The 25,506-nt window shown below is 35.1% G+C and carries 23 protein-coding genes and 1 pseudogene; 6 read left to right on the plus strand and 18 right to left on the minus strand.

From position 1 onward, the window contains the following. The first annotated feature begins 224 nt into the window (after positions 1-224). A complete protein-coding gene (locus LMD38_RS22610; RefSeq protein ID WP_000443132.1) occupies positions 225-1,610 on the plus strand; it encodes a peptide MFS transporter in 1,386 nt (461 codons plus the stop codon). A 28-nt stretch (positions 1,611-1,638) separates the two neighbouring features. Here LMD38_RS22610 and LMD38_RS22615 read toward each other — a convergent pair whose 3' ends face one another. The 5 genes from LMD38_RS22615 to LMD38_RS22635 all read right to left on the minus strand — a co-directional run bounded on the left by LMD38_RS22615 (position 1,639) and on the right by LMD38_RS22635 (position 5,678). Continuing rightward, a complete protein-coding gene (locus LMD38_RS22615) occupies positions 1,639-2,718 on the minus strand; it encodes a YHYH domain-containing protein (RefSeq protein ID WP_016716476.1) in 1,080 nt (359 codons plus the stop codon). A 139-nt stretch (positions 2,719-2,857) separates the two neighbouring features. After that, positions 2,858-3,490, minus strand: coding sequence for a class A sortase (locus LMD38_RS22620; RefSeq protein ID WP_001041721.1), 633 nt, complete (start codon positions 3,488-3,490; stop codon positions 2,858-2,860). Between the two features lie 116 nt (positions 3,491-3,606). Then, on the minus strand, positions 3,607-4,080 hold the full coding sequence (locus LMD38_RS22625; protein WP_001080035.1) for a hypothetical protein: 474 nt from the start codon (positions 4,078-4,080) through the stop codon (positions 3,607-3,609). Further along, a complete protein-coding gene (locus LMD38_RS22630) occupies positions 4,073-4,291 on the minus strand; it encodes a helix-turn-helix transcriptional regulator (RefSeq protein WP_000154007.1) in 219 nt (72 codons plus the stop codon). The genes LMD38_RS22625 and LMD38_RS22630 overlap by 8 nt, the downstream gene beginning before the upstream one ends. A 112-nt stretch (positions 4,292-4,403) precedes the next feature. Next, positions 4,404-5,678 (minus strand): 3D domain-containing protein, encoded by a 1,275-nt coding sequence (locus LMD38_RS22635; RefSeq protein WP_016716475.1) that lies wholly within the window; start codon positions 5,676-5,678, stop codon positions 4,404-4,406. Between the two features lie 484 nt (positions 5,679-6,162). Between LMD38_RS22635 and LMD38_RS22640 the strand changes: the two genes are divergently transcribed. Further along, complete coding sequence (locus tag LMD38_RS22640; RefSeq protein ID WP_372465543.1) at positions 6,163-6,843, plus strand: methyl-accepting chemotaxis protein; 681 nt, start codon at positions 6,163-6,165, stop codon at positions 6,841-6,843. 132 nt (positions 6,844-6,975) lie between these two features. Beyond that, positions 6,976-7,788 (plus strand): undecaprenyl-diphosphate phosphatase, encoded by an 813-nt coding sequence (locus LMD38_RS22645; protein WP_000434782.1) that lies wholly within the window; start codon positions 6,976-6,978, stop codon positions 7,786-7,788. A gap of 58 nt (positions 7,789-7,846) precedes the next feature. Here LMD38_RS22645 and LMD38_RS22650 read toward each other — a convergent pair whose 3' ends face one another. Then, positions 7,847-8,050, minus strand: a complete 204-nt coding sequence (locus tag LMD38_RS22650) for a hypothetical protein (RefSeq protein ID WP_001268330.1) — start codon at positions 8,048-8,050, stop codon at positions 7,847-7,849. Positions 8,051-8,222: 172 nt separating this feature from the next. Here LMD38_RS22650 and LMD38_RS22655 point away from each other — a divergent pair, with 172 nt between their 5' ends. Next, positions 8,223-9,374, plus strand: coding sequence for a VanZ family protein (locus LMD38_RS22655; RefSeq protein WP_000127966.1), 1,152 nt, complete (start codon positions 8,223-8,225; stop codon positions 9,372-9,374). Between the two features lie 7 nt (positions 9,375-9,381). Here LMD38_RS22655 and LMD38_RS22660 read toward each other — a convergent pair whose 3' ends face one another. The 6 genes from LMD38_RS22660 to bdhA form a co-directional block, all read right to left on the minus strand. After that, the gene (locus LMD38_RS22660) at positions 9,382-10,695 is read right to left on the minus strand and encodes a D-arabinono-1,4-lactone oxidase (RefSeq protein WP_000948934.1); all 1,314 of its coding nucleotides are present in this window, start codon (positions 10,693-10,695) and stop codon (positions 9,382-9,384) included. Further along, the gene (locus LMD38_RS22665; RefSeq protein ID WP_016716474.1) at positions 10,683-11,855 is read right to left on the minus strand and encodes an amino acid deaminase/aldolase; all 1,173 of its coding nucleotides are present in this window, start codon (positions 11,853-11,855) and stop codon (positions 10,683-10,685) included. Before LMD38_RS22665 ends, LMD38_RS22660 begins: the two co-directional genes overlap by 13 nt. Positions 11,856-11,966: 111 nt before the next feature. Then, entirely contained in the window at positions 11,967-12,983 is a 1,017-nt protein-coding gene (gene sph / locus LMD38_RS22670; RefSeq protein WP_155005229.1) for a sphingomyelinase C, read from the minus strand. Between the two features lie 58 nt (positions 12,984-13,041). Further along, a complete protein-coding gene (gene cerA, locus LMD38_RS22675; RefSeq protein ID WP_000731014.1) occupies positions 13,042-13,893 on the minus strand; it encodes a phospholipase CerA in 852 nt (283 codons plus the stop codon). A 253-nt stretch (positions 13,894-14,146) separates the two neighbouring features. Then, on the minus strand, positions 14,147-14,491 hold the full coding sequence (locus LMD38_RS22680; protein WP_000948234.1) for a potassium channel family protein: 345 nt from the start codon (positions 14,489-14,491) through the stop codon (positions 14,147-14,149). 118 nt (positions 14,492-14,609) lie between these two features. Continuing rightward, complete coding sequence (gene bdhA / locus LMD38_RS22685; RefSeq protein WP_000645822.1) at positions 14,610-15,662, minus strand: (R,R)-butanediol dehydrogenase; 1,053 nt, start codon at positions 15,660-15,662, stop codon at positions 14,610-14,612. A 225-nt stretch (positions 15,663-15,887) separates the two neighbouring features. Here bdhA and LMD38_RS22690 point away from each other — a divergent pair, with 225 nt between their 5' ends. Then, entirely contained in the window at positions 15,888-17,060 is a 1,173-nt protein-coding gene (locus LMD38_RS22690) for an MFS transporter (RefSeq protein ID WP_000873248.1), read from the plus strand. A gap of 37 nt (positions 17,061-17,097) precedes the next feature. Here the strand turns inward: LMD38_RS22690 and LMD38_RS22695 are convergent, their stop codons facing one another. From LMD38_RS22695 to rbsA, 6 genes and pseudogenes are all read right to left on the minus strand, one after another. Continuing rightward, positions 17,098-17,439 (minus strand): hypothetical protein, encoded by a 342-nt coding sequence (locus tag LMD38_RS22695; RefSeq protein ID WP_016716473.1) that lies wholly within the window; start codon positions 17,437-17,439, stop codon positions 17,098-17,100. 318 nt (positions 17,440-17,757) lie between these two features. After that, positions 17,758-20,157, minus strand: a complete 2,400-nt coding sequence (gene inhA2, locus LMD38_RS22700) for a M6 family metalloprotease immune inhibitor InhA2 (protein WP_062821492.1) — start codon at positions 20,155-20,157, stop codon at positions 17,758-17,760. A gap of 315 nt (positions 20,158-20,472) precedes the next feature. Next, complete coding sequence (gene fsa / locus LMD38_RS22705) at positions 20,473-21,120, minus strand: fructose-6-phosphate aldolase (protein WP_000667661.1); 648 nt, start codon at positions 21,118-21,120, stop codon at positions 20,473-20,475. Positions 21,121-21,154: 34 nt separating this feature from the next. Beyond that, positions 21,155-22,081: a ribose ABC transporter substrate-binding protein RbsB gene (gene rbsB, locus LMD38_RS22710; RefSeq protein WP_000758975.1), complete on the minus strand. Its 927-nt coding sequence runs from the start codon at positions 22,079-22,081 to the stop codon at positions 21,155-21,157. Positions 22,082-22,095: 14 nt separating this feature from the next. Continuing rightward, positions 22,096-23,031 carry an ABC transporter permease subunit gene (locus tag LMD38_RS22715; RefSeq protein ID WP_016716471.1) on the minus strand — a complete coding sequence of 312 codons (936 nt, stop codon included), beginning with the start codon at positions 23,029-23,031 and terminating at the stop codon, positions 22,096-22,098. 2 nt (positions 23,032-23,033) lie between these two features. After that, a pseudogene (gene rbsA, locus LMD38_RS22720) lies at positions 23,034-23,870 on the minus strand (ribose ABC transporter ATP-binding protein RbsA); the annotation flags it as partial. Positions 23,871-23,962: 92 nt separating this feature from the next. Here rbsA and LMD38_RS22725 point away from each other — a divergent pair. Beyond that, positions 23,963-25,399, plus strand: a complete 1,437-nt coding sequence (locus LMD38_RS22725; RefSeq protein ID WP_001053964.1) for an IS4 family transposase — start codon at positions 23,963-23,965, stop codon at positions 25,397-25,399. The last annotated feature ends 107 nt before the right edge of the window (positions 25,400-25,506 follow it).

Below are 25,506 nucleotides of genomic sequence, written 5' to 3' on the forward strand. Positions count from 1 at the left end.
TATGAAATCAATTTCACATATAAAAAAGTGCAATAAACCGCTTCTTTACAAAGAAAACATAGTCCATAGTCTAACATAAAAGAAACACTCATTCTATAGCTATATCCCTTTTCCAATTTCTTCTGAAAAATCAACCTTTATTGACTTATAATAGTTAATAAGGTAAAATATTAAATGTACAAAATTATTAACTTTGTTTTTGTTTGTGTCAGGAGGAAAATAACATGGAATCAGCGATACAACTAGAAAAAGAACAACAAAGAAAAAAGAAACATCCTCCAGGTTTATACTTACTCTTCTTTACAGAAATGTGGGAAAGATTTAGTTACTATGGATTACGAGGATTATTAACATTATATTTAACGACAGCTTTAGTAAGCGGTGGTCTTGGGTTTAGTCCCGCATGGGCACTCTCTATTTACGGATTTTACACTGGAGCCTGTTATTTCACACCAATGATTGGTGGATACTTAACAGACCGTTTTCTAGGTAGACGAAAAGCGATTACAATTGGTGGTATAACAATGGCAATCGGTAACCTTACACTATTTGCCTTACAAAACCAAGTCGGCCTATACCTCGGATTAGCGCTTATTATTATTGGTAACGGATTCTTCAAACCGAACATCTCTACACTGGTTGGGGAATTATATGAAGAGAACGATCCAAAACGTGATAGTGCATTTACCATTTTCTATATGGGTATTAACGTCGGATCATTTTTAGCTCCACTCGTTTGCGGATTTTTATCAGAAAATTTATTCAAAACAACGGTTGATGGCGTTGTACATTACGGATTCCGTTACGGATTCTTAGCCGCTTCAATCGGAATGATCATTGGACAAATTTTATTTACAACACTATCCAATCGCTTCCTTGGTGATATTGGTAAAAAACCAACTCGCGATTTACAAACAACAGATGGACAACCATCAGTAGGAGATACACCGTTAACAAAAAAAGAAAAACAACGTACTGCAGTTATCGTCATTTTAACATGCTTCGTTGTCTTCTTCTGGGCTGGCTTTGAACAAGCTGGTAGCTCATTAACATTATATACAAACAAATTTGTAGACCGCTCTGTGTTCGGATGGGAAATTCCAACATCTTGGTTCCAATCGGTCAATCCATTATTTATTATTTTACTTGCTCCAGTCATTTCAGCATTATGGGCAAAACTTGCAACTCGCAAGCGTGGGGATTTAAAAATCCCAACTAAAATGGGACTTGGTATGATCTTGCTCGGTATCGGTTATATCATTCTCGTTATTGCTACATTAAAAACAGGTAGTGATGAACATAACATTACAGAAAAAGCAAACTTACTATTTATCGTCTTTACGTATCTTTTCCATACGTTAGGTGAGCTATTCTTATCACCTGTTGGACTATCAATGGTTAGTGCACTTGCCCCAGTAAAACTTGCTTCTTTATTAATGGGAGTATGGTTAGCAAGCTCAGGAATCGCTAACATTTTAGGTGGACAACTTGCAAGCTTCACAACTTCACTTGGATATGCTGAAGTATTTACAGTTATTGGTGCTGTAGCAATTGTATTAGGTTGTGTTTTATTACTAATTTCTAAGAAGTTAGTGAAATGGATGGATTAAAAAAAGATGAGGGATTTCCCTCATCTTTTTATGCATTCTTACCTTTTTCTATCGCTTGTTCGTATAACTCTTTATGCTCTTTATATTCACTTGGTACAAAGTTCTTGTAGAAGAATGCAAGCCAACTGTCTCCTTTTTTATATCCTTCTTCTCTAATTTCCGCTGCTTTTTCATTTGATTTAAATCCTTCAATGAACCATTTCTTTAACGATTCATTCTTTTCATACTTAGCAGGAACTTTCAAATCATAGTTTTCAAATGCATACTTATAGCCAGCCTTTTCTACTGCTTTTTTTGTAGACTTATAACCCTTTTCATACGCTGTTTCATACGCCTTCACGTACACATCTTTCTCTCTATTTCCAGGGTTCTTTCCAGCTAGTTCCTTACCTGCCTTTTCCCCTAGTTCAGCTTGCTCTTTTTCAATTTTTTCTGTTCTTTCTTTATTCCCTACTTGGAAACCTTCTGCAAAGTTTGGCTTAAACTCTGGAGCAATTTGACTATCTTCCATCGTCTCTTGTGCTAAACCTTGCTCTTTTCCTTTTTCAAAATGCGTTTTCTTCTGCTCTTCTAAAGACCAAGATGCAGCATAAGCAGTTTTGAATGCTTCTTTATATGTATCTGATTTCCCAGCTAAATGTGATTCCACATCATTTTTCCCTGCTTTAAAATCAGTCTCTCCACTTTTTTGTCCCTCAAGCTGCCCTTTTTCCATATCAGCTTGACGCTGTGCTTCCTCTCGTTTACGTGCCTCTTCTGCTTTTCTTTGCTCTTCAGCTACACGTTGTCTCTCTTCCTCTGCCTTTCTTTGTTCCTCCGCTACACGCTGTCTCTCTTCTTCAACTTTACGCTGCGCTTCCGCTTGTCTTTCAGCTTCTACAGCACCATTATTATTTTGACTAGGAGCTGGACTTGTTGCACCACTACTAGAAGCTGGTTTATTGTGATAATGATATTCCCCGTACTGCAATCCCCATTTTTCACAATTTGTACGACACGTATGTCCCCCATTAGCATCTGTACGTCCTGGATGCGCATAGGCTGAAATTGGAGCTACCAATAACGCTACACTTGTTGTTAAAAGAAGTTTCTTCACCTGTTGTTTCACTCTTGTTCCTCCCAAAATCTTGAATTCTAACTTTATTATACATAAATAGAAAAATACTTAAATACCAACAAAAATATTCTATTATTTCTCAACATTAGTAAAAAAGAAGGTCAACTCTTTAGAGAGTTGACCTTCTTTTTTATTTCTTCGCCTTCGTTCCCACTAAATCACCAGCAACAACGTAACGCTTAGAATTATCCTTAACAGATACACATGTAATAAGCGTGATTTCATCTTTCCCATGATCTTCAACAACTTCCCACTTATCAGGAGTTACTTCAGATACACCTGTAACCGCATATTCATATTCATTTTCATTATCATATAAATAAATTTTATCGCCTTTTTTTAGAGAAGCTATATCACTAAATAAAACACCCTTTTTAGACATGTTATGTCCTGCTAATGCATAATTCCCTTTTCCCATCACTTGATTTTCTTTTACTGTTGCTGCACCTGATAATAGGTTTTTCTCAGTAGAAGACTTTAAAACAGGAAGTTCTAATGAAACACTTGGAATCGAAATACGACCAATTACTTGTTTCTTATCTAAAGATGCGTTCGCTACTTCTGCCAAATCTGGTTGATTAATTTTCGAAGCATCTACAAATTCCGTCTCATGTTTTTCATAGTCCATCTTTTGGACAGCCTGTACATTTTCAGTCTGCTTCTTTTCAGCTTGATATCCATCATAAAATGGCTTGCCGATTAATACACCACCTACAACAAATAGGAGGATTGCTACTATACTATAAATTCTTTGCTTATTCATATACAATTCCTTTCCGTTACAAAATCTTACTCTATATAAAATGATAAGATAATATTGCTATATGTACAAGTGTAAGCTGAAAAGAAACCTTCTTGCATTGGCAAGAAGGTTTCTTTTTAAGCTAATTTATTTCTGTATAGAGATATGTGGAATACTGTCATTTGAATTAAATAAATCAAATACACAACATATAAAGGGTATGCCGAAATATATAAATTTGCTACAGGTGTAAATATTAATAATCCTAGTGCACAAGGTAATACAAACCATAATGATACAAATGTTGTACGGCATGCTTTATCTGTAATATCCTTCTCCCGTTCATCCTCTTGGGGAAATAATAAAGGATATAATCGCAATGATGATTTGTTATATTTCTTTTTATGCAATCTTTTAAAATACGCTAATATGATAGCTACAATAAATATTAATACAACAGGTGTCAAACTCATTGTTATTTTAGATGGTAAACTTTCATTTTTAATAATATCAGCAAACTGTATATAAAAATCATAAAACTCTACGAATGCCCAGCATGCCAATACACTGTAAAATAAATTTATAATATACGAAGCAACAATTCTATTCATCTTCTTCCCCCTCCTTATTTAAAACAAACACATCTTCCATCTTTAACTGAAATACATCGCAAATCATAAGCGCTAATAATAATGAAGGAACATAATCCCCTTTTTCAATTGCCGCGATTGTTTGTCTCGTCACTCCAACCTTTTCTGCTAATACACTTTGCGAAAAATTAAACCGAGCTCTTAATTCCTTCACTCTATTTAAAATGGTCAAATTTACCACCTCTCACCACCATTGTATGCTATCCTTAACAAAATGTAAACTCAACTTAACATTATTTTTACAAAAAAATCCAACTTTACATATTGTAAAGTTGGATTACGCATTAGTTTAAAATTGTAACTTTAACATTTTTTCTGCCCCAATTACTAGATGAAGCTTTATCAGGCATTAAAACATCAATTTTGTGACCTTTAATCGCGCCACCAGTGTCTGCGGCAATTGCAATTCCATAGCCTTCAACATTTACAGTAGATCCTAATGGAATAACAGATGGATCCACCGCAATTAATTTCATTCCTGGATTTGCAGTTAAATTATAAGGTTTACCACCTGGTCCCCATGCAGAATATACTTGTTGACCTGGTCCATAGCCATTTTCACCTGGATCTGCTGTATAAGCTGTAGCATGTACATAAAATTCTTTTCCACCAGCAGCTGGTTTAGGTGGTTGTACAGGTTCTACCTTCGAATTATTATTAGCAACAGGTTCCGCTGGTTTACTAGCTTTTTCCTGCTTTTGCTTTTCAGCAATTTCCGCTTGCGCTTTCGCTAAAGCTTCTTGCTCAGCCTTTGCAGCTGCTTCTGCTTTCGCACGCTCTTCCGCTGCAATTCTTGCTGCTTCTTGCTCACGAGCAATTGTTTCTTGTACTGCTTTCATGTTTGATTCGATTTTAGCTTTTTCTTCTGCAGCTAAATTAAGTTGGCTTGCAACCTGATTATATTTAGCTTGAACTGTTTGTAAGTTAGCTTGACGTTTTTTCAAGTTATCTTGCAGTTCAGCTTGTGCTTTTGCTAATTTTTGTTTGTCTACTACTAAAGATGCTTCTTTCTCGTCAATTGTTTTCTTATCTTCTTCAATTTGACGAAGATCTTGTTCTTGTAGACGTAGAATTTCTTTATCAGCTTCTAGAATAGTAGAAACTGCGTTCATACGTTGTAAGAAGTCTGCAAAGTTCTTTGACTCTACTACAACTTCTACTACTAAACTTGTATTTGAACTGTTTTGAACAGAAACCATACGTTTTCTCATAATATCCTTACGAGCAAGGACTTTATCCTCTAAAACGACAATTTCGTTCTTTTTTTGTTCAATCTGCTTATGTGTTTCATCGATTTTACGTTGAATAGCAGCTTGATCCTCTTTATTTTTTGCAATTGTATTATTTAAATTATGTAGTTCGTTTTCGATACCTTGAATTTCTTTACTAACAGCTTGCTTCTCTTGCTCTTTCTTTTGCATTTCTGCATCGTTTTGCTGCAATTGCTGTTGCATGTTGTTAAGTTTCTCGTCGTTTGACTCTGCTTTAACAGCGACTGTACTAGATAGACCGATAATGCCTGCTAATACTAGACTACTGATTCGCTTAAAATAGTTCATAATCCGACTCCCTTCTTATACAGTTATACATGATTTATTTTACAGTTTGTTTACAATACCATTAAATACAGTTTATTTTTCATGACGAAAAAAAGGGAATTATGCATAAAATGTAATAGATTCTTAAATATTTAACAATTCCTATATTTAAAAATTATAAAAGATGCTAAAATCCAAATATAGAGAAAATATAACTTCTAAAGGCGGTTGAAATAAATCTATGTTTACTCAAAAGAAATCACTCCAACATAAAATTGATCAATTAGAAAGTCGTATACAAGAACTAGAAGCAGAATTAAAACAAAAGGATATTGAACAACAAGAGACTATTTCTTCTATCCACGATCGTGTACAAAGCGTTGTTCAAGAGCATAAACTTGTAAATAATCAACACCATACACTTCAAAATTTAGTTCAACAATTAAGCTCATGTTTCGAAAATGTTTCAACACGCACTACACATTCCAATGAATTGAATAACGAAATGCTACAAAAAGAACAAAGCTTAATTCAATCTATTGAAGAAATTATTGATTGTTCTAACGAAGGAAAAGAATCTGTTCATCGTTTACTTATTGTAATTAATAAATTAGGTGAACAATCCCAGCGCACGTCTAATAGTATGAATCATTTAAGTGAACGCTCAAAAGAAATTGAGCAAATTGTAGAAGTCATCCAAAACATTGCAGCACAAACAAATTTACTTGCTTTAAATGCAAGTATTGAAGCTGCTCGTGCTGGAGAGCACGGTAAAGGATTCGCTGTCGTTGCCAATGAAGTAAGAAAACTAGCAGAAAGTACCGCTGAAAGTACAAAAAACATCGGCAACTTAACGAAAAAAATTCAAGAAGAAATTGAAAAAGCATACGATAATACAAAAGATAATTTGCATTTAGTCGATGAAGGTGTAGAAATGAGTGCCGATACAAACGCTAGAATCGAAAATATTTTAATTATGATTCAAACGTTACAAAACGGTGCTACAAATGTTATTAAAGCTATTGAAAACCAAAAGACTTGTAATGATGATATATTACGAGAATTCGCTAATACACAACAAATGTTCCAAAAGTTAAATACTACCATTATGAATCACATTCATGATGCTGAGAAAGTCGATGTTCAATTAACAAAAAGTCTTGAAGAAACAGTAGTTTCTCATTAATAGTAAAAATCCCTTATACTGTTATAAGGGATTTTTATTATATTTCGAATATTTATTTCTTCTCAATATTGAGCCGTATCTTTGTTATAATGGACAAGTTGTTTCTTTCGACTATTAAACAAGGAGGTTATTATGGAACAATTTTACTACATTTTAAAATATTTAATTCTTGGTCTGTTCCAAGGACTAACAGAACCGATTCCGATTTCTTCAAGCGGTCACCTCGTTTTGGCACAGCATTTGCTAGGACTAAAAATAGAGGGGTTTAGCTTTGAACTACTTGTTAATTCAGCTTCATTATTAGCTGTATTACTTATTTATAGAAATGATTTAATTCGTCTAACAAAGAATGGTCTATCTTATATATTTACAAGAGCAGAAGATGCAAAATCAGATTTCTTCTTTATTATTTACCTTGTTATTGCGACCATTCCAGCAGGTGTTATTGGTGTTTTATTTAAAGATTACATCGATCAGTACTTAAAAGGTGTGAAAATGGTTGGGATTTCCCTTCTTATTACCGCTGTCGGACTTTGGATTATTAGAAACTTGCGTGGACGTAAAAATGATGGCGATCTTTCTATGAAAGACGCAATTATCGTCGGATTAGCACAAGCTTGCGCACTAATTCCTGGAATAAGCCGATCAGGTGCAACAATCGTAGCTGCGATGTTACTTGGTATGAAGCAAGAAACGGCTCTTCGTTTCTCATTCTTACTATATATCCCTGTTAGCTTAGGTGGTTTATTACTAAGTATTACAGACATTGCAAAAGATCCAAATCTAGATACACTATTCGTACCATATATCGTTGCATTTATCGCAACATTTATCATGACGTATATTTCATTAAAATGGTTTATGAACATTATGGCAAAAGGAAATTTAAAATATTTCTCTTTCTATTGCATTATCGTAGGTGTACTTACTCTTATTTTCTTATAAGGTGAAACTTACAAATCAAAAAGCGAGTCATTCTATTACACTAGAACGACTCGTTTTTTTATGCATATACTTTCTTTTCTTGACAATACAAACGAATAACATGTTTATTTTGTTGAAATACATCATGCGTTAGGCGGATAATAATAAAATTTCGTTTTATTTGATCATCATGAACAAAAATCTGTTCTCCCTCTTGAAAACGCCATGCACTTTCAAAAGTTGTAATATGATCCCCACTTACAGAAAAAAGCTCATATCGCATATTTTGTACCCTCTCTCAACTTATAATAATCATAATATCATTATATTAAATTTAGTATAACTTAATTCCATTGAAATTTGTAATTTTTTCTATTTCGAAATATTTTAATTTTGTTTTAAGGTTCTTTTAACGTTATAATGATAAACGAATTTTCATTGAAAGGAGCTTCATTTTGACTGCATATATATTTCCAATAAAAACAGCATTTATTTTATTTCCTATTTTAGCAATGTTCCTCTTAATACCTTTTTTAATATTTAACTACCGAAAGTACGGTTATTTAAATAAATGGCGTTCATTTATTTTGTACTCATTATTACTTTACTTATTAAATGCCTATTTTCTTGTGATTTTGCCGTTACCACAAACATATGATACTTGTAGCCTACAACCGGCTAATACGCAGCACATGCAACTATCACCATTTTATTTCATACAAGAAATTAGTAATCATACTTCGGCAATTTTAACGAAACCAGCTACTTATTTCTACCTATTAAAAGAATCTGCGTTTTTACAAGTAGCATTTAACGTTCTATTAACCGTTCCATTCGGTATTTACTTACGTTATTATTTCCGACGTAGTTTCTTACAAACAATTTGTATTTCTTTTTGTCTTTCACTCTTTTTCGAGCTAACACAAGTGACTGGACTATACGGTATATACAATTGTGCGTACCGCTTATTTGATATAGACGATCTGTTTTTAAATACATTAGGCGGCGTAATCGGCTTTATCATTGCACCAATATTTACGTACTTCCTTCCGAAAGCAAACGAATTAGATAGTCATATTAATTTGGAAACGAAACCAGTCGGATTTGTTCGTCGCCTTATCGCGATGCAAATTGATTGGATTTTCTTATCCATCGTTGTACCTGTCATTAAAAACAAAGGAAATTCTTTCTTTATTTCTAATATTCAATCTTACACGAACATATACGAACTCATTTTCATAACGTGTTCGATCTTTATTTACTTTATTATCATTCCATACTTTACGAATGGAAAGACAATTGGTAAAGCGTTGCTTCGTATTTACGTGAAAGGAAAATCAGATCGTATTACGTTGAAGGAACTATTCATCCGTTATGGTATATTCTATTTCGTTTTAGGTGGAATCAATTATATTCTTTCTAGTAGCTCTATCTTAAATCTTAAAGAACCTTTAGTATTAGTAGTTATATTATTATTCCAACTCGTAATTAACGGTCTATTTATTATTCATGTTTTATTACATGTATTTAGTCGTGATAAGTTACTATTTTACGAGCGAATTAGTCAAACAAAAAATGCGATCGTACTAAAAAAAGCTGACAAGTAATACTTTGTCAGCTTTTTTTCATAATCGTAAATAACTTTTCTGTGTAAGGGTTTGAAAACATTTCTGCTTCATCTAATAATTTCCTCACCTTTAGAAACGAATGCAATTCTGGATATATATTTTGTAATTTTTCATACGTTAACGTATGCATTTTCCCCCAATGCGGGCGTCCTTCATATTTTAGAAAAATTTTCTCCACCTCACCAAAATAAGCAGCATACTTCATACCTTTATACATATGAACAGCTATATACGCAGAATCTCTTCCATACGCTGGACTGAGCCATATGTCATCCTTTTTCACATAACGGCATTCAATTGGGAAGTGTACTTTATACTTTTTCTTTTCAATAAGGTTTGAAATTTCTTCTACAACGACCTGCATATACTTTGAAGGAACACTATACTCCATTTCATAAAATGGAACCGCACGCGATGTAGCAAATACTTCATAACTCGGACCAATTATTTTTGTATTCGGTACAGCTTTAGCCGATAATCGACTTACTCCTTTACTTATAGAAGGAAACCATTTACATCCTTTAGATAACAAAGAGAACATCTTATTTTCAAGTAACTCTACCTTTAGTTTATGCCATTTCAAATCACTTTTTTTACCCGTTGTTTCGTTTGTAATTTTCACTTGCACTTCATCTGAATAAGGAAAAACGAAAAATTCAAAATGGCGATTCTTCTTATATTCTTCTAGCTTGTTCATTACAGTAGATAAGGACTGTTTTTCACTTTTATAAACGAGTGAATAAGCTGGAATAACCTTCAATTTTATTTTTACAATGATACCTAACATTCCAAGAGACAACTGAAAAGCTCTCCAATATTGTACATTCTCCGTTTGTGAACAAACTATACTCTCACCTGTAGATAAAACTGCGGTAATCTCTATAACTTGTGTTGATAAACTTCCAAAGGTAATCCCCGTGCCATGAGTCCCTGTACTAATCGCTCCTGCAATAGATTGCGAATCAATATCCCCTAAATTTTCTTGCGCATAACCTTTTTCCTCAAGTAACTTCCCTAGCTCATGTAACTTTGTTCCTGCCCATACTTCGGCAACCATCTTCTCCGCATCAACATTCACAATACCCTTCAATTCATCTAAAGAGACTAAAATTTCTTCCGTCTGCACAAGAGGGGTAAACGAGTGTCCTGAACCGACAACGCGAATTTTCTTCCCTTCTTTTCGTGCAAGCTCTACAACTTCTACTACATCTTGTATACTTTCTGGATACATCGTATAATGCGGTGTTCCTTCTACATTCCCTGTCCAATTTCTCCATTTTTGTCCCTTTATAGAAAGCATTGGCCATCCCCCCGATATGTTGAATACTCCCCAACAATCTCTCCCTCTTTCACACGATATAAAAACGGAAACCGCTCACATAATTCTCCAGCTTTACTATGGCGAAACAAGATAGAATCTCCTATCTCTACTCGTTCCTCACCGTTATAAAAAATCGGTGTTTGTACCTCACCAGCACCTTCTAAAGCTAATAGTTTGGCACCATTTGGCCTCCAAATCTCAGGTTCTTTATCCTTCCCAATTGCGCCTGAGGCAATATATCCACCACCTAGACAAGTATAAATTGTTGGAGCTGGTTTACGCACAACTGGCAAAGCAAATCCGACAGCTGGCTGAAGTTGTACTTCTTTATAATAATCAAACAGCTTCGGGGCATAGAAAGCAGAACCTATTGTAATCTCTGAAACTGAATGATCTTGCTCAGTTGTTTTTATACTTCCTGTGCCTCCTCCATTTACAAACCTTAGTTCAATACCTAGATTTTGTATTTCTTTTACGATATGTCCTCTTCTTGCTTTAACTTCTAACACTGATTTCTTCTTTAAATATGAAATCACTTTACTTTTTACTCGTTGATTCGGTATGTGATCTCCTACCCCAGCAATTTGGGCTTCATATCCCATTACACCATCTAGTATTAAAAATGATGATTCTTTCAACCTTTTTACTATTTTCAAAGCTCCTTGCACATCTCTTACCGGTGATCTTTTGACCCCAAAATGAAAATTAAAAAAACGACTACTCATATCAATATCTAAGCAAACACGAAAACATCCTTTAGACTTCTCAGCAATTTTTTCTAAATAAACAATATGATCTTCACAATCCACCATACAAGTTATAATGAGCCCTTGCTTTGTTAGCAAACTTATTTCATGTAACGCTCGATCATCATAAGCAGGATATCCGAGCAATAAATCATTGAATCCTTGTTCAATTAAAAACAAAACTTCCCTAGGTGAAAAACACATAATACCTTGAAAACGATCATTTGCAGCTAAAATCTTTTGCATAACCGGAACAGAACGTAACGATTTACTCGCTATACGAATCTTCTTATTTCCACTTAATTCTATAATCAATTGAATATTTCTATCTAAAGCTACTTCATCCAAAAATGCACAAGGTAATGGAACTTCTTTAAAAATTCCTCGATCCACACTTTTTCTCTCCTCTTCTCTATATGTCTTATACATATTGGAAAGAAAGTTGGAATCTCCTCTACAAAATAAAAAAAGTTTCTTCCTATTTAAGAAGAAACTTTTTTAGGACTACTTCATAGAAATAGTTGCTGCTACTGGATAATGATCAGAATAATCATCATACGTATATTTTTTGAGCCATGATGTAACAGTCCACTGTGGAGATTTTGGTTGTAATATTTTATTCTCTATAAATGATGGATTCGCATGGTCCTTACTTGCAATAATATAATCTAAATACTCGGCAGGACTATCAGGGAAATTATATTTTGCAATACTGTTTGTCGTTGCATCCCAAGTTGCTGTATGTCCCGTATAAGATGGAATTGACGCATGCAATGTTTTAAACATGGATGCGTACTCTGAGTCACTATTGTTCTCTGCATTTATTTTATTCACGTTCATATCACCACCAAATAGAACGTACTCGTCATTTGGTATATTCTTATTTTCAATAAAATCTTGAATTTCTTTTAGCTGGTTTGTACGTACAGATGCAGGTGAAGTTTTTCCACACATACTATCTTCAGCCTGCAAGTGTGTCCCAATCACATGAACGAAACGATCATTTTTCTTAATTTTCGTGTATACAAACCCTTTATTTGATAAATTATCTGGTCCGCATCCTTTTGCAAATACATATTGAATCTTTTCAACGATCGGCCATTTACTCACGATTGCAACGCCTCCATCTTCAGGCGTTGAAGATGAATAGCTACCTAACGTTTTATCCCATTCATTTCCATTACTACGACCTAATACTGCTGTTTGATTTGGATATTCTTTCTTCAAATTCCCTAACAAACGATCTGATGCGCTATTATCGAACACTTCATTTAATATAACTACATCCTGATTCTTAATATAATCTGCCGCCCCAATTAAATCGGCACGCTGACTTTGTCCCCAGTTCGGATATAAGTTAGTTGATAGCATATACACGTTGTGCGTCATCACTTTCAAAGTGTTGTTTTGATCTGTAGACGTATCTGCTTGCACTGAAGAACCTCCGTATAAAACTCCTAAACCAATCCCAAAGCTAAGTACACCTTTTAGCAATTTACCTTTCACGTTCCATACCTCCATTTGTATAGTAATAAAAAGGTCAAATACTCTATTGTGAGATTTGACCTTTTTTAAATACTTAACGATCTCCGTACGTATCAAACCAAAGCTGAATGTATCCAGCAGTAACACGTTGTGCATCCATTAATCGCTTACCTGTCATTGGCGTAACTTCAGCGCGCCATTTATCTGCATATTCTTGTGACACAGCTGCTTTTACGAACCAATCTTTCGTATTATCATTTACAATTCCAGAGTAATCTTGTTTCGCTACTACTGCCGCTCCATGAATCCACTCTTCTGGATTTGTACCTTTCCAGTTCCAATATCCATTTCCATCCGTTACTTTATAATTATCTTTTATCGTATCTACAAAGTTTTCATATTTAGAATGGAATCCTTGTGGATATGAAAGATTTGTAAAGTTTGCCGCATGCATCGGTTGGTTTACATCTCCTAAATAATGAAGAGATAATCCTAAATAGAAGAAAGCTTGTTTCATATCTTTATTTTTGTATGATTCACCAGCTAATTTAAAATATTTAGCGCCAGTTTCTTTTGCCTGCTTTGCAAATGGAATATATGTTTTTCCATTGTCTGGATCATAGAAATGTGAAGCAAATGTGCTATTATCATAATAAGGATTTTCATAGTCAGCAGCATAAATACCGTTCTCTAACTCCGTACGCCATTCATTTAATTGTGCAACTCGATCTTGTTTTACAAGTGTTGTATTGCGAGACATAATATCAATCGCACGATTTACAATCCATAAATGAGAATTTACACCTTCTTTATGTTTATCTTCAGCAGACCAGCGGTGAACTATTTTTATTTTACTTCCCCCATCATTTTCATGAGCAAATGCAACGCTTTGTAAAGGAGCTACTACTGTAATAGCTGCTGCTAAAGCAAGTACTTTCTTTTTCATCTGAAATCCTCCATTTTATAATCGAATTATTGTAAACTTTTTGTTAGGATCCTATGATGTCGTCCGGTTAACCTATGACTAGAATATCCCACCTTTCATGAAATTTCTATCACTAAATTAAAATATGTAAATGTTCATATCATTATAACTTTATACATAGTGAATATAATGAATGAATGCACTTTCATTTTAATAAACTATTATTAAGGCTTATCTAAACTAATGTAAAAAAAGAGTAAAGCATACACATGCTTTACTCTTTTTTTCTATTCGATAATATACTTGGCAGTTGGACATTAACTGCCAACTTATGTATAAATCCAAACACTAATCCAATTCCAATAAATATGTATAAGATTGTAAATATCTTTCCAAAATCAGTTTGCGGACTAAAATTCGCATCACCGACAGTCGTCAACGTGACCACACTAAAATATAAAGCGTCAAGAGGACGTAATCCTTCAACTGTACTATAAAAAATCGTACCAGACGTTAATGTTAAAAATGTTAATACGAATAATACTTGAAATTCTTTATCTTTCCACGCTCGTAAACAAGCTTTTAGCATCCGTTTCAATGTCAACATAAATGAAAGCATTAGACTTCCCCTTCCAAACAAAATACCTGTAGTTACAGGAAAGTCTATCACCTTTCTGTACAGAAAAAAAGTAGCCCTCTTCTATTTCTAGAAAAGAGCTACTTTTTACTATTCTATATTATTTAGGTGAAACAAGAATTTTCACTTGTGTTTTATCTTTTACAAGTGCTTCAAATCCTTCTTCAACAACTTGATCTACTGTGATTTTTTTCGTAATTAATTTCTCTGCTTGAATTTGGCCAGAGCTAATTAATTTAATAACAGCCGGGAAGATATGACGGTATCCTAAAATACCAACCACTTCTTTTTCTTTTAATACTAAGTTATTCGGAGTAATTGTTGCGTCTTTTTCCCATACACTAACAATTACAGTTTGTCCTTCGAAACTTGTACTTTCAATCGCTTGACGAAGTACTACTTCAACACCTGTTACTTCAAAGCTCACATTTACACCTAAACCATTTGTTAAGTTACGAATTTCTGCTAATACATCTTGAGTAGCTGGATTTAATACGTAATCCGCACCTGCTAATTTTGCTAACTCTTGACGTTCTTTAGAAAGCTCGACTGCAATAACAGGAGTTGCTCCTGCTGCTTTAGCTGCTTGGATAACAAGAAGTCCAATTGGACCACAACCAAATACTGCTACAGCTTCCCCTTCTTTTAATTTACTTTGACGTACTGCATGAACTGCTACAGCTGCTGGTTCTACAAGTGCACCTTGTTCATACGTCATTTCATCTGGAATATGGTGAACCATATCTTCTGGTACTACTGTATATTCAGAGAAACCGCCGCCTTCTCCGCCAAGACCGTGGAAAACAAGTTGTTCACAAACATTGTAATGTCCATGTTTACAAGCTTCACATTTACCACAAGAATAAATTGGTTCTACAACGACGCGGTCTCCCACTTTATGAGATGTAACGCCTTCACCGATTTCAACTACCTCACCGCTAAACTCATGACCTAAAATAACCGGTGCTTTTACATGTGTTAATGGATGCTCTTCTGTTGGAATAAAAATAGGTCCTGCTAAATATTCATGCAGGTCTGTCCCACAGATACCACACCATTTAACTTTAATCTTAACTGCTCCTGGTTTTACAGTTGGTTCTGGTACTTCTTCTACTCTTACATCACGTTGATTATGCCAAAGTAATGCTTTCATTTTATACATCCCTCTCTATGTATATACTTAACCTGGTGAAGTTTACAAATCTATTATAATACTTCTATCCATATATTTCAAAAAAACAATCTCATTTCCACTAAATTTTAACAAATAACGTTCAATATTTTGTCACTTTGTACTTTTTTCCACATCTGTTAACTCAATTTCATTGCGGTTGAAATTAGCATTATGCCATAATAGCATAGGAGAGGTGAATATCGCTTGAAATATTTTATTTACTTTATTGTTATCGTAGCGTTTCTAGATACATTTTCACAATTACCTATTATGAGTACGTTCGCTCAAAGTCTTGGAGGATCCCCTCTTATTATTGGGCTAGTTGTCGGCATGTATTCATTTGCTAATATGATTGGTAATATTATTGCTGGCGCTGCTGTCGATAAATTTGGTGCAAAAAAAATACTTTATATAAGCATGGGACTCACGAGTTTCATAGTCTTGTTATACACCGTTGTTCAAAGTGGTGAACAACTATTAGTTGTTCGCTTTATGCATGGGTTTAGTGACGGATTTTTAATTCCTGCTGCCTTTACGTTTTTATCAAAACAAACAAATTCAGCAAGACAAGGTAAGGCAATGGCCCTATCTGGTGCTGCTGTTGGAACAGCGGCAATTGTAGGACCTGCCTTCAGCGGGATTATGAAAGCAACTGCTGGTATAGAGTGGGTGTTCATTACCATTTCTATTTTAATGGTTCTTGGTACAATCGTATCTCTCTTCTTCTTACCAAATAACGTATCAAGAAAAGATACTTCAAGAACACAAATGATGAATAAAGAAGATATGTTTGAACTATTGAAAGCAGAACCGTTATTACAGGCATATATTGGTGCTTTCACACTCATGTTTTCACAAGGAATTGTCACTTATATGTTACCAGTGAAAGTTGAGGCATTAGCGCTTAAAGCATCTACAACAGGCATGATGTTAAGTGTATTCGGTATTACCGCTATCCTCTTCTTCTTACTACCAACAAATCGTATTTACGATCGATTTAATCGTTCAAAACTAATGTTAATTGGTATTGCAGTAATGGCATTAGCATTATCTTTACTTGGATTATTTGCAACAAAAGGCATGCTCTTTATCGTTATGATGATTTATGGCATTGGATTCGCTATCCTTTTCCCATCGATAAATGCATTACTTGTTGAAAATACGACAGATGATAAACGCGGAAAAGCATTTGGATTGTTTTATGCTTTCTTCTCATTAGGAGTTGTTGCTGGATCCTTTACAGTTGGAGCAATCGGGGCATCCCCTAGCGCCAGCTTCGTTATTGGAACTGCATTCTTATTAACATTTGCCGGAATGATTTATGTCAGAAGCAAAGTAAAAGGCCGAGACAAAGTAAAAAAGACAATGATAGGATAATTCCATCATTGTCTTTTTTTAAATGATAAACTTCTATTCAACTTTTAACTTTCAATAAGCCATATTTAATAAACAATATGGCATTATATTTTTCATAGAGATAATACAATGGATAACAAAATAAAAAGAAAATAAGTACAGTTGGGACATCGTCTATAATAGAAAAATATTTTACTAGCAATTCCTTAATACTCTCTCCAATTATAATAAACAGTGGAATGATACAAATTGCCGCTAATATTAAGCATGGTGTGATCCTCATTTCTTTTAGCCCCACCTTACAGTGTGGACACTTGAATGAAAAAGGATGCGGGAGCTCCATAATATGTTGTGCAGTAATATTCCCTTCACACTGTGGACATTCAATTCCTTCTTTCATTTAACTCACTCCTTTCTATTCATAAAAAAGAGCACTATCCAATAGCGCTCTTTTATTGCCGAATATATTACTTTTGTGTGTAGCTAAGTAACAATGTAAATAAATTGAATGGTAAAGGCAATACTACATTTCTTCTTTTACAAAAAAAGTGTATCAATACCAACGATACTTCGACAATTTCCTCGGAAATATTTCCTTTCCCTACATAATTTGATACACTACATATAAACAGACACTTGTATTACATAAGCTAAAATAATAACTTACTGTACAAATTCAAAAGCACATTCCTCATATGAAGAATGTGCTTTTCTGTTATTAACGTTTAATCCAAACAGCGCCTGCTGATTTATCCTCTGCCTGTCCAACAACTTGGAATTTAAGTCCAAGATTCGGAACTTTTCTTCCTGCGTCTGCAATTTGTTTATTACTATATACTTTTGAATCATCAAAAGTTGTAACACCTTGTAATCCAGAATAGTTAAACTGTCCACGTGTTAATGAATTTACACTCCATGCTGGTGTTTGATCAAATGAAAATGCTGCGTCTGCAATTTGCATACCTGTATTACCGTAAGTTTGTTTTCCGTTTAAATTGCCAACAAGTGCCTCTGGATGCGAATCTACAACACCAAGGAAGCCTTCACCTGGATGCTCCCCAACCCAGTTATCTTTAAAGCTATCATCTGCGTACCAAACGACAAGACCTGTATTATACACTGGACCTTTTCCTGCTTTTAATCCATTATCTGATCCTGCATAGTTTCTCCACTCTAAGTAGTAATAATGAGCTTTTTTCTCTGTTCCATCAGAAACAACGAATCCATTTAACTGCATGTTAGGTGTTCCTTCTGCATCATCAGAAAATACTACTTGTCCATCAACAGTTACATTTACATTATCCATCGCGAAACCTTTATATGTTACAGCTGGATCTGTAATATAATCGAATTGCAGTTTCACTTTTTTTCCTTTAAATTGACTTAAATCATATGATTTATCTATCCATTTCCCATCTGTTGTATCTTTATCTCCTTGGACTACTTTTTCTCCAAGTCTATCAATTAATGTTTTCGTTCCATCTTCTGTTACTGCATGTACTTCGACAAAATCGCACTCTGCTTCTAACTCATAATTTGCTTTATAATCGAATTTTGCATTTGTTCCTTTTGTTAAATCAAAGAATGGTGTTTCTAGTGTTGTATGCATATCATCTCCTCTTGTACTGTAATATGCATGCTTTCCAAACTCCGGCTTAATCGTTTCGACACTTTTACCTGGTAAGTTAACACGTACAACGCCTGGACGATTTGATTTTGTAACACTTTGATCGATATATGTAGGAACTCCTACACCACGCTTAATGTTATCGTAATCTACTTCCAAAATTTTTGCCCAGTTGCCACCCATATTCTTTTGTAAGAAATCTTTATTTTGTGGTGAGAAACTAGTTGGCTCTGTTCCTGCAATTTTCCCTGTCCAACTTCCCCCACTCATGAGTGACCAAGCTTCGACAGGTGAACCAGTTCCAGTATATTTCGTATCGTATTCATCTGGTAAGCCAAGATCATGTCCAAATTCATGCGCAAATACACCTACCGCTCCATCTTCTGGTTCAATTGTGTAATCATGCGCTGCTACTTTGCCACCAAAGTAATCTACCTTTGATTTTGTCCCTTCAATTGCTACTGGATCTATTGCTAATTTTGAACGATGTGACCAAATGGCATCATCGCCTAATTTACCACCACCAGCTTCTTGACCAACACCTGCATGGATTACCATTAAATGATCAATTACACCGTCAGGCTCATTTTGATTCCCATCACCATTTGTATCATATCTATCAAACTGATCAAATTGAGATAAATCTAACCCTTTCTCAGCAGCTGCATGTAAAGCTTCTTTCACTAAATCACGTGCGCCTTTTGGTCCTTTATTATCGTGACCACTACTACCATCAGCACCGTAGTCAGATGCTTTTCCTGGAACAGTTAGCCACTCCGTTACATATCCATCTGTCGTATAACTACCACCAGACTGCTCTTCGTAATATTGTTTAAATGTTTTTACTTTCGAACCATCAAATAACGTGTATGGTTCATTACCAAATAACATCTTTTGATAATGCTCTCTACTAAAGTCATTCGAATACATATACCCTGGCGTTTGATCAATATTATTATGTTTATAATCACTAAATTCAACGAGTAATACTAATACCTTATCTGTTCGAACAGATCCCTTATACGGCGCTTGTTTTGCTTTAGATGTTGGCACTTGCCCATTCAATTGTTTTTTATTTGGTTCAGGCTTTTGCTCAGGGCTAACATTTTTTTCAGGTTTCTTTACTTTCTCCTTTTCTTCCATTTTTTTCTCTTTTACTTTTTTCACGAAATCAGATGCCTCTTTAGCAGTATCGGCTGGGAAAATTTCTTTATTTGCCTGATCCCCTTGTTTCTTTTCAATATATTTCTCTACAGCTTTTTTCGTCTCTTCCTTAGAAGATGCTGGATTAATTGTTCCTCTTTCTTTCAACGCTTCCGCTAAACGATCTTCTTGAATTAAGTTGTAATCAATTGGTGTTGTAGATACATTTTCTTTCTCTTTTGCTGGCGTTTCTGCGTATGCTAATGGAGCACTCATGACAGATGTACATCCGATAATTGCCGCAATTGCTAATGACGATAACACTTTAAATGGCGCTGTTCTTCTCATTCTATTTCTCTCCTTTTATAAAACTTAAAATTCAGATAAATAAGTGCATTTAAATCAAGTGCTCTACTTTCTTCCCTCCCTATATAAAAAGGCATAATTCTATAAACGTTAAGCTTTCTGTTATAGAATCATGCCCTCCAGTTTTCTGGTCAGAACTTCTACCGTTTTATGTCGAAATATGAAACATAAAAAGTGATTTGATATATATTAAATAGCTTATATAAAAAATTTAAAAGACAATATGCAAAATTGCATGAAAATTCTTTTAAATAAAAAAGAATCCTAGTCAATTAAACTAGGATTCTTGATTTTCTATTATTTCTCTTGTGTTTTTTCCCAATCAGCTAAGAATTTCTCAATTCCTTGATCTGTTAATGGGTGCTTCACTAATGAAGCAATTACGTTTGCTGGGATTGTTGCAATATGTGCACCATTTAATGCTGCGTCAGTTACGTGAACACTGTGACGTACAGATGCTGCGATAATTTCTGTTTCGATACCGTGAATTGCAAAGATTTCTGCGATTTGGCGAATTAAGTCCATACCGTTATGACCGATATCATCTAAGCGACCTAAGAATGGTGAAACGTATGTTGCACCAGCACGAGCTGCAAGTAATGCTTGAACTGCTGAGAACACTAATGTAACGTTTGTACGAATTCCTAAGTCAGAGAACGCTTTTACTGCTTTTAAACCTTCTGTTGTCATTGGAACTTTTACAACAACGTTTGGAGCAATTTTCGCTAACTCTTTTCCTTCTTCGATCATTTTATCTGCTTCTAAACTAATTACTTCTGCACTTACAGGTCCTTCTACGACGTTGCAAATTTCACGAATGCGCTCGTGGAAATCTACGCCTTCTTTTGCTACAAGTGATGGATTTGTCGTTACTCCAGCTAATACGCCTAATGCATTTGCCTCTTTAATTTCGTTAATGTTTGCTGTATCAATAAAGAATTTCATTTGTTATTCTTCCTTCCTAATTTTCATTTTATATTTATTTATTTTTCTTAATAAGCTCTAATTCAATCGGAATAGATTTGTCCACTTTTTTACCTTGTGTGATCTCTTTTGCTGTTTGCATCGCCTTCTCTCCGATTAATTCCGGTTTTTGAGCAACTGTTGCAGCCATACGCCCATCGTTAACCGCTTTTACAGCATCTTCTGTTGCATCAAATCCAACAACGACTACATCTGTTTTCCCAGCAGACTTCAATGCTTCAAGTGCACCTAATGCCATCTCGTCGTTATGCGCAAACACGGCTTTAATATCACCATTTGCTTGCAAAATGTTTTCCATAACAGATAATCCTTTTGCTCTATCAAAATCAGCCGCTTGTTTAGCAACTACTTTTAAAGACTTATCGGCTACGTTATGGAATCCTTTCCCACGTTCACGAGCAGCAGAGGATCCAGGGATTCCTTCTAACTCAGCAACGTTTGCTCCTTCGCCGACCAATTCACGAATGTAATCACTAGCCATTTGACCACCTTCGATGTTATTAGATGCAATGTGAGAAACAACCTTACCTGAATTTGCAACGCGGTCTACTGTAATAACAGGAACGTTCGCTGCATTTGCCGCACTTACTGCTGAAGCAACAGCATCTGAATCGGTTGGATTAATAACAACTACATCGACACCTTTTTGAATTAAATCTTCAACATCGTTCGTTTGCTTTGCTGCATCATTTTGCGCATCAACAGCAATCAATTCAATGCCGCTATCTTTCGCTTTCTTTTCTGCACCCTTTTTCAAAGTTACAAAAAATGGATTGTTTAAAGTTGAAACAGAGAATCCAACTTTAATAGTTTTATTTCGACCTTTATCGCTAGAATCCTTTGCCCATTCTGGCGGTTCCATTGAACAACCAGCAGTAATGACCATAATACATGCAACGAGTATAAGTAACCATTTCTTCATGAACTGTCCCTCCATTATGCTTCTTTTCGGCGATCAATTAATACAGCTAGTAAGATTACAAGTCCTTTTACAACTTGTTGGAAGAAAGAAGATACACCTAATAAATTTAAACCGTTATTTAGTACTCCGATAATAAGTACACCGATGAATGTACCAACGATCCATCCTCTTCCCCCAGAAAGACTTGTTCCACCTAATACAACTGCTGCAATTGCATCTAATTCGTAAGAAGTACCTGCAGTCGGCTGTGCAGAATCTAATCGTGATGTTAAGACAATACCTGCAAGCGCTGCCAAAATTCCGGAAAGACCATAAATCATTACTTTAATTCTCGTAACATTAATACCTGATAGTGCTGCTGCTTCTTCATTTCCACCAATTGCAAATGTACGGCGACCAAATGTCGTTTTCTTCAAAATGAAGTACAGTACTGCAAAAGCGATCATCATTGTAACAGCTGGTACCGGAATACCGAGAAAATAACCGCGACCAAACATTTGGAACATTAAATGATTACCAAGTCCAGTGATCGGACGTCCGTCCATATAAACAAGCGTCAACCCGCGAAAAATAGTCATTGTTGCTAAAGTCGCAATAAATGGAGCTACTTTTCCCTTCGCTATGATGATACCGTTTACAATTCCCATTACAAGACCAGCTAATAATCCAACTGCCATCGCAAGGAACGGGTCCATGCCACTTGCCATCATTCCAGCAACAAGTGCACTTGATAATGCTAAAATAGAACCTACCGATAAGTCAATACCCCCTGTTAAAATTACAAAGGTCATTCCGAATGCAATAAGCGCATTAATCGATACTTGACGCAGTATATTAAATAAATTTGGAATTTCAATAAACGCTGGATTTAAAGCCGTAATTACTACAATAATTAGCGCTAGTCCAATTAAAGACCCAAGTTGTTGTAATACATTCCCCTTCTTAGCCATCCTTACTCTCCCCCTGTAGCTAGTGCCATAATAGACTCTTGTGATGCCTCATCTTTCTCTAAAATGCCGCCGACTTTTCCTTCATGAATAACAAGAACGCGATCACTCATCCCTAAAACTTCTGGAAGCTCAGATGATACCATAATAACGGCATCTCCTTGCTCAGTAAGCTTATTCATAATAGAGTAAATTTCTTTTTTTGCTCCAACATCAACACCCCTTGTTGGCTCATCTAAAATGAGTAACTGCGGGTGGATACCTAGCCATTTCGCAATAACAACTTTTTGCTGATTTCCACCAGAAAGAGATTTCACCGCTTGTTCTCCACTAGATGCTTTCACATTAAGAAGTTTCATCATGTCCGCTGTAAACTGTTGTTCTAGTTCGTTGCTTAGAACACTTCCCTTTGAAAGACTTTCTAAATTTGGTAAAGCTAAATTTTCTCGAATTGAGAAATCTAGCACTAACCCTTCAGATTTTCTATCCTCTGTAATGAATGCGATTCTTTGTCTAATCGCATCTATCGGACTATCAATCTTTACTTCTTGCCCATTTATAAAAATTTGGCCAGAATCTAAAGGTTCGTATCCAAATATCGCTTTCATAATATCTGTACGGCCAGCTCCCATCAAGCCAGCTACACCAAGGATTTCACCTTTTCTCACTTGAAACGAAACATTTTCAAACTTCCCTTTTTTCGTTCCATTACGGATTTCAAAAATAACATCGCCAACTTGACTATTCCGTTCTGGGTAACGTTCACCAATGCTGCGCCCCACCATCATACTCACTACTTCATCAAACGATGTTTCCGGAATGGATCTCTTTCCGACGTATTCCCATGCCCATCAACTTAAGAATTTTCACTACCCCCAAGTGACAAAAAACGTTATTCTTTCTAAAAAGCTAGCTAGAAAGGGTGACATTTTTTATGAATCTTTCGATTCAAGATGAATTACAACTATTTTCTGAAGAACTGTATCGTCATTTAACCCCTTCTCTTTTGGAAGAACTCGCAAAAGAATTAGGTTTTGTAAAAAGAAAACGAAAGTTTTCTGGAAATGAATTAGCTACCATATGTATTTGGGTAAGTCAACGTACAGCGAGTGACTCGCTTGTTCGACTATGCAGTCAATTACATGCGGCTACAGGCACTCTTATGAGTCCAGAAGGACTCAATAAACGCTTTGATAAAAAAGCGGTTGAATTTTTGAAATATATTTTTTCGGCATTATGGAAAAGTAAAATCTGTGAAACATCGGCCATTTCAAGCGCGGCGCTCACGTATTTTCAACGAATTCGTATTTTAGATGCGACGATTTTCCAAGTACCAAAACATTTAGCCCATGTATATCCTGGATCAGGTGGTTGTGCACAAACAGCGGGTATCAAGATTCAATTAGAATATGACTTACATAGCGGACAGTTTCTAAACTTTCAGATAGGTCCAGGAAAAAATAATGATAAGACCTTTGGAACAGAATGCTTAGACACATTACGTCCAAGCGATTTATGTATCCGTGATTTAGGTTATTTTTCATTAGAAGACTTAGATCAAATGGATCAACGAGGTGCTTATTATATATCCAGATTAAAATTAAACCATACCGTGTATGTAAAAAATCCGTTTCCAGAATACTTTCGAAACGGAACCGTAAAAAAGCAATCACAGTATATCCAAGTTGATTTAGAACATATTATGAACAATTTAAAACCCGGTCAAACATACGAAATAAAAGAAGCTTACATTGGAAAGAATCAAAAACTATTCACACGTGTAATTATCTATCGTTTAACAGACAAACAGATACAGGAACGTAGAAAAAAACAAAGTTACACTGAAAGTAAAAAGGGTATTACATTTTCAGAAAAGAGTAAACGATTAACGGGTATCAACATATATGTCTCAAATACGCCTGAAGGAGTTGTTCCGATGGAACAAATACATGACTTTTACTCCCTTCGCTGGCAAATAGAAATTATTTTTAAAACGTGGAAATCCTTATTTCAAATTCATCATTGGCAAACTATCAAAAAAGAGCGATTAGAATGTCATGTGTATGGAAGACTTATTGCCATCTTTATCTGTTCTTCTACGATGTTTAAGATGCGTAAACTTCTTTTGCAAAAGAACAAAAGAGAATTAAGTGAATATAAAGCCATTGGGATGATTCAAGATCATGTATCGCTGTTATATCAAGCGATACAGAGAAACACCCAAAATCTAACAAAGATTTTAATCCGTTTGTTCGACCTCCTACAGAAGAATGGACGGAAATCTCATCGATATGAGAAGAAAACTATCTTTGATATTATGGGTGTTGTCTATGAGTATAATGGGTTTGGAAAACAAAAGAAAGCTGCATAATTTTTAAAATGAAACTCGTTAGAGTTTATTTGGTGTGTGTACTTTTCAATACCAAAAGTACATTACGTGTTTTTTAGTTTGTTTGAACGAAAGTTCATTTTGTTTTC

The sequence above is a fragment of the Bacillus pacificus genome (assembly GCF_020861345.1).
Taxonomy (GTDB): Bacteria; Bacillota; Bacilli; order Bacillales; family Bacillaceae_G; genus Bacillus_A; species Bacillus_A pacificus.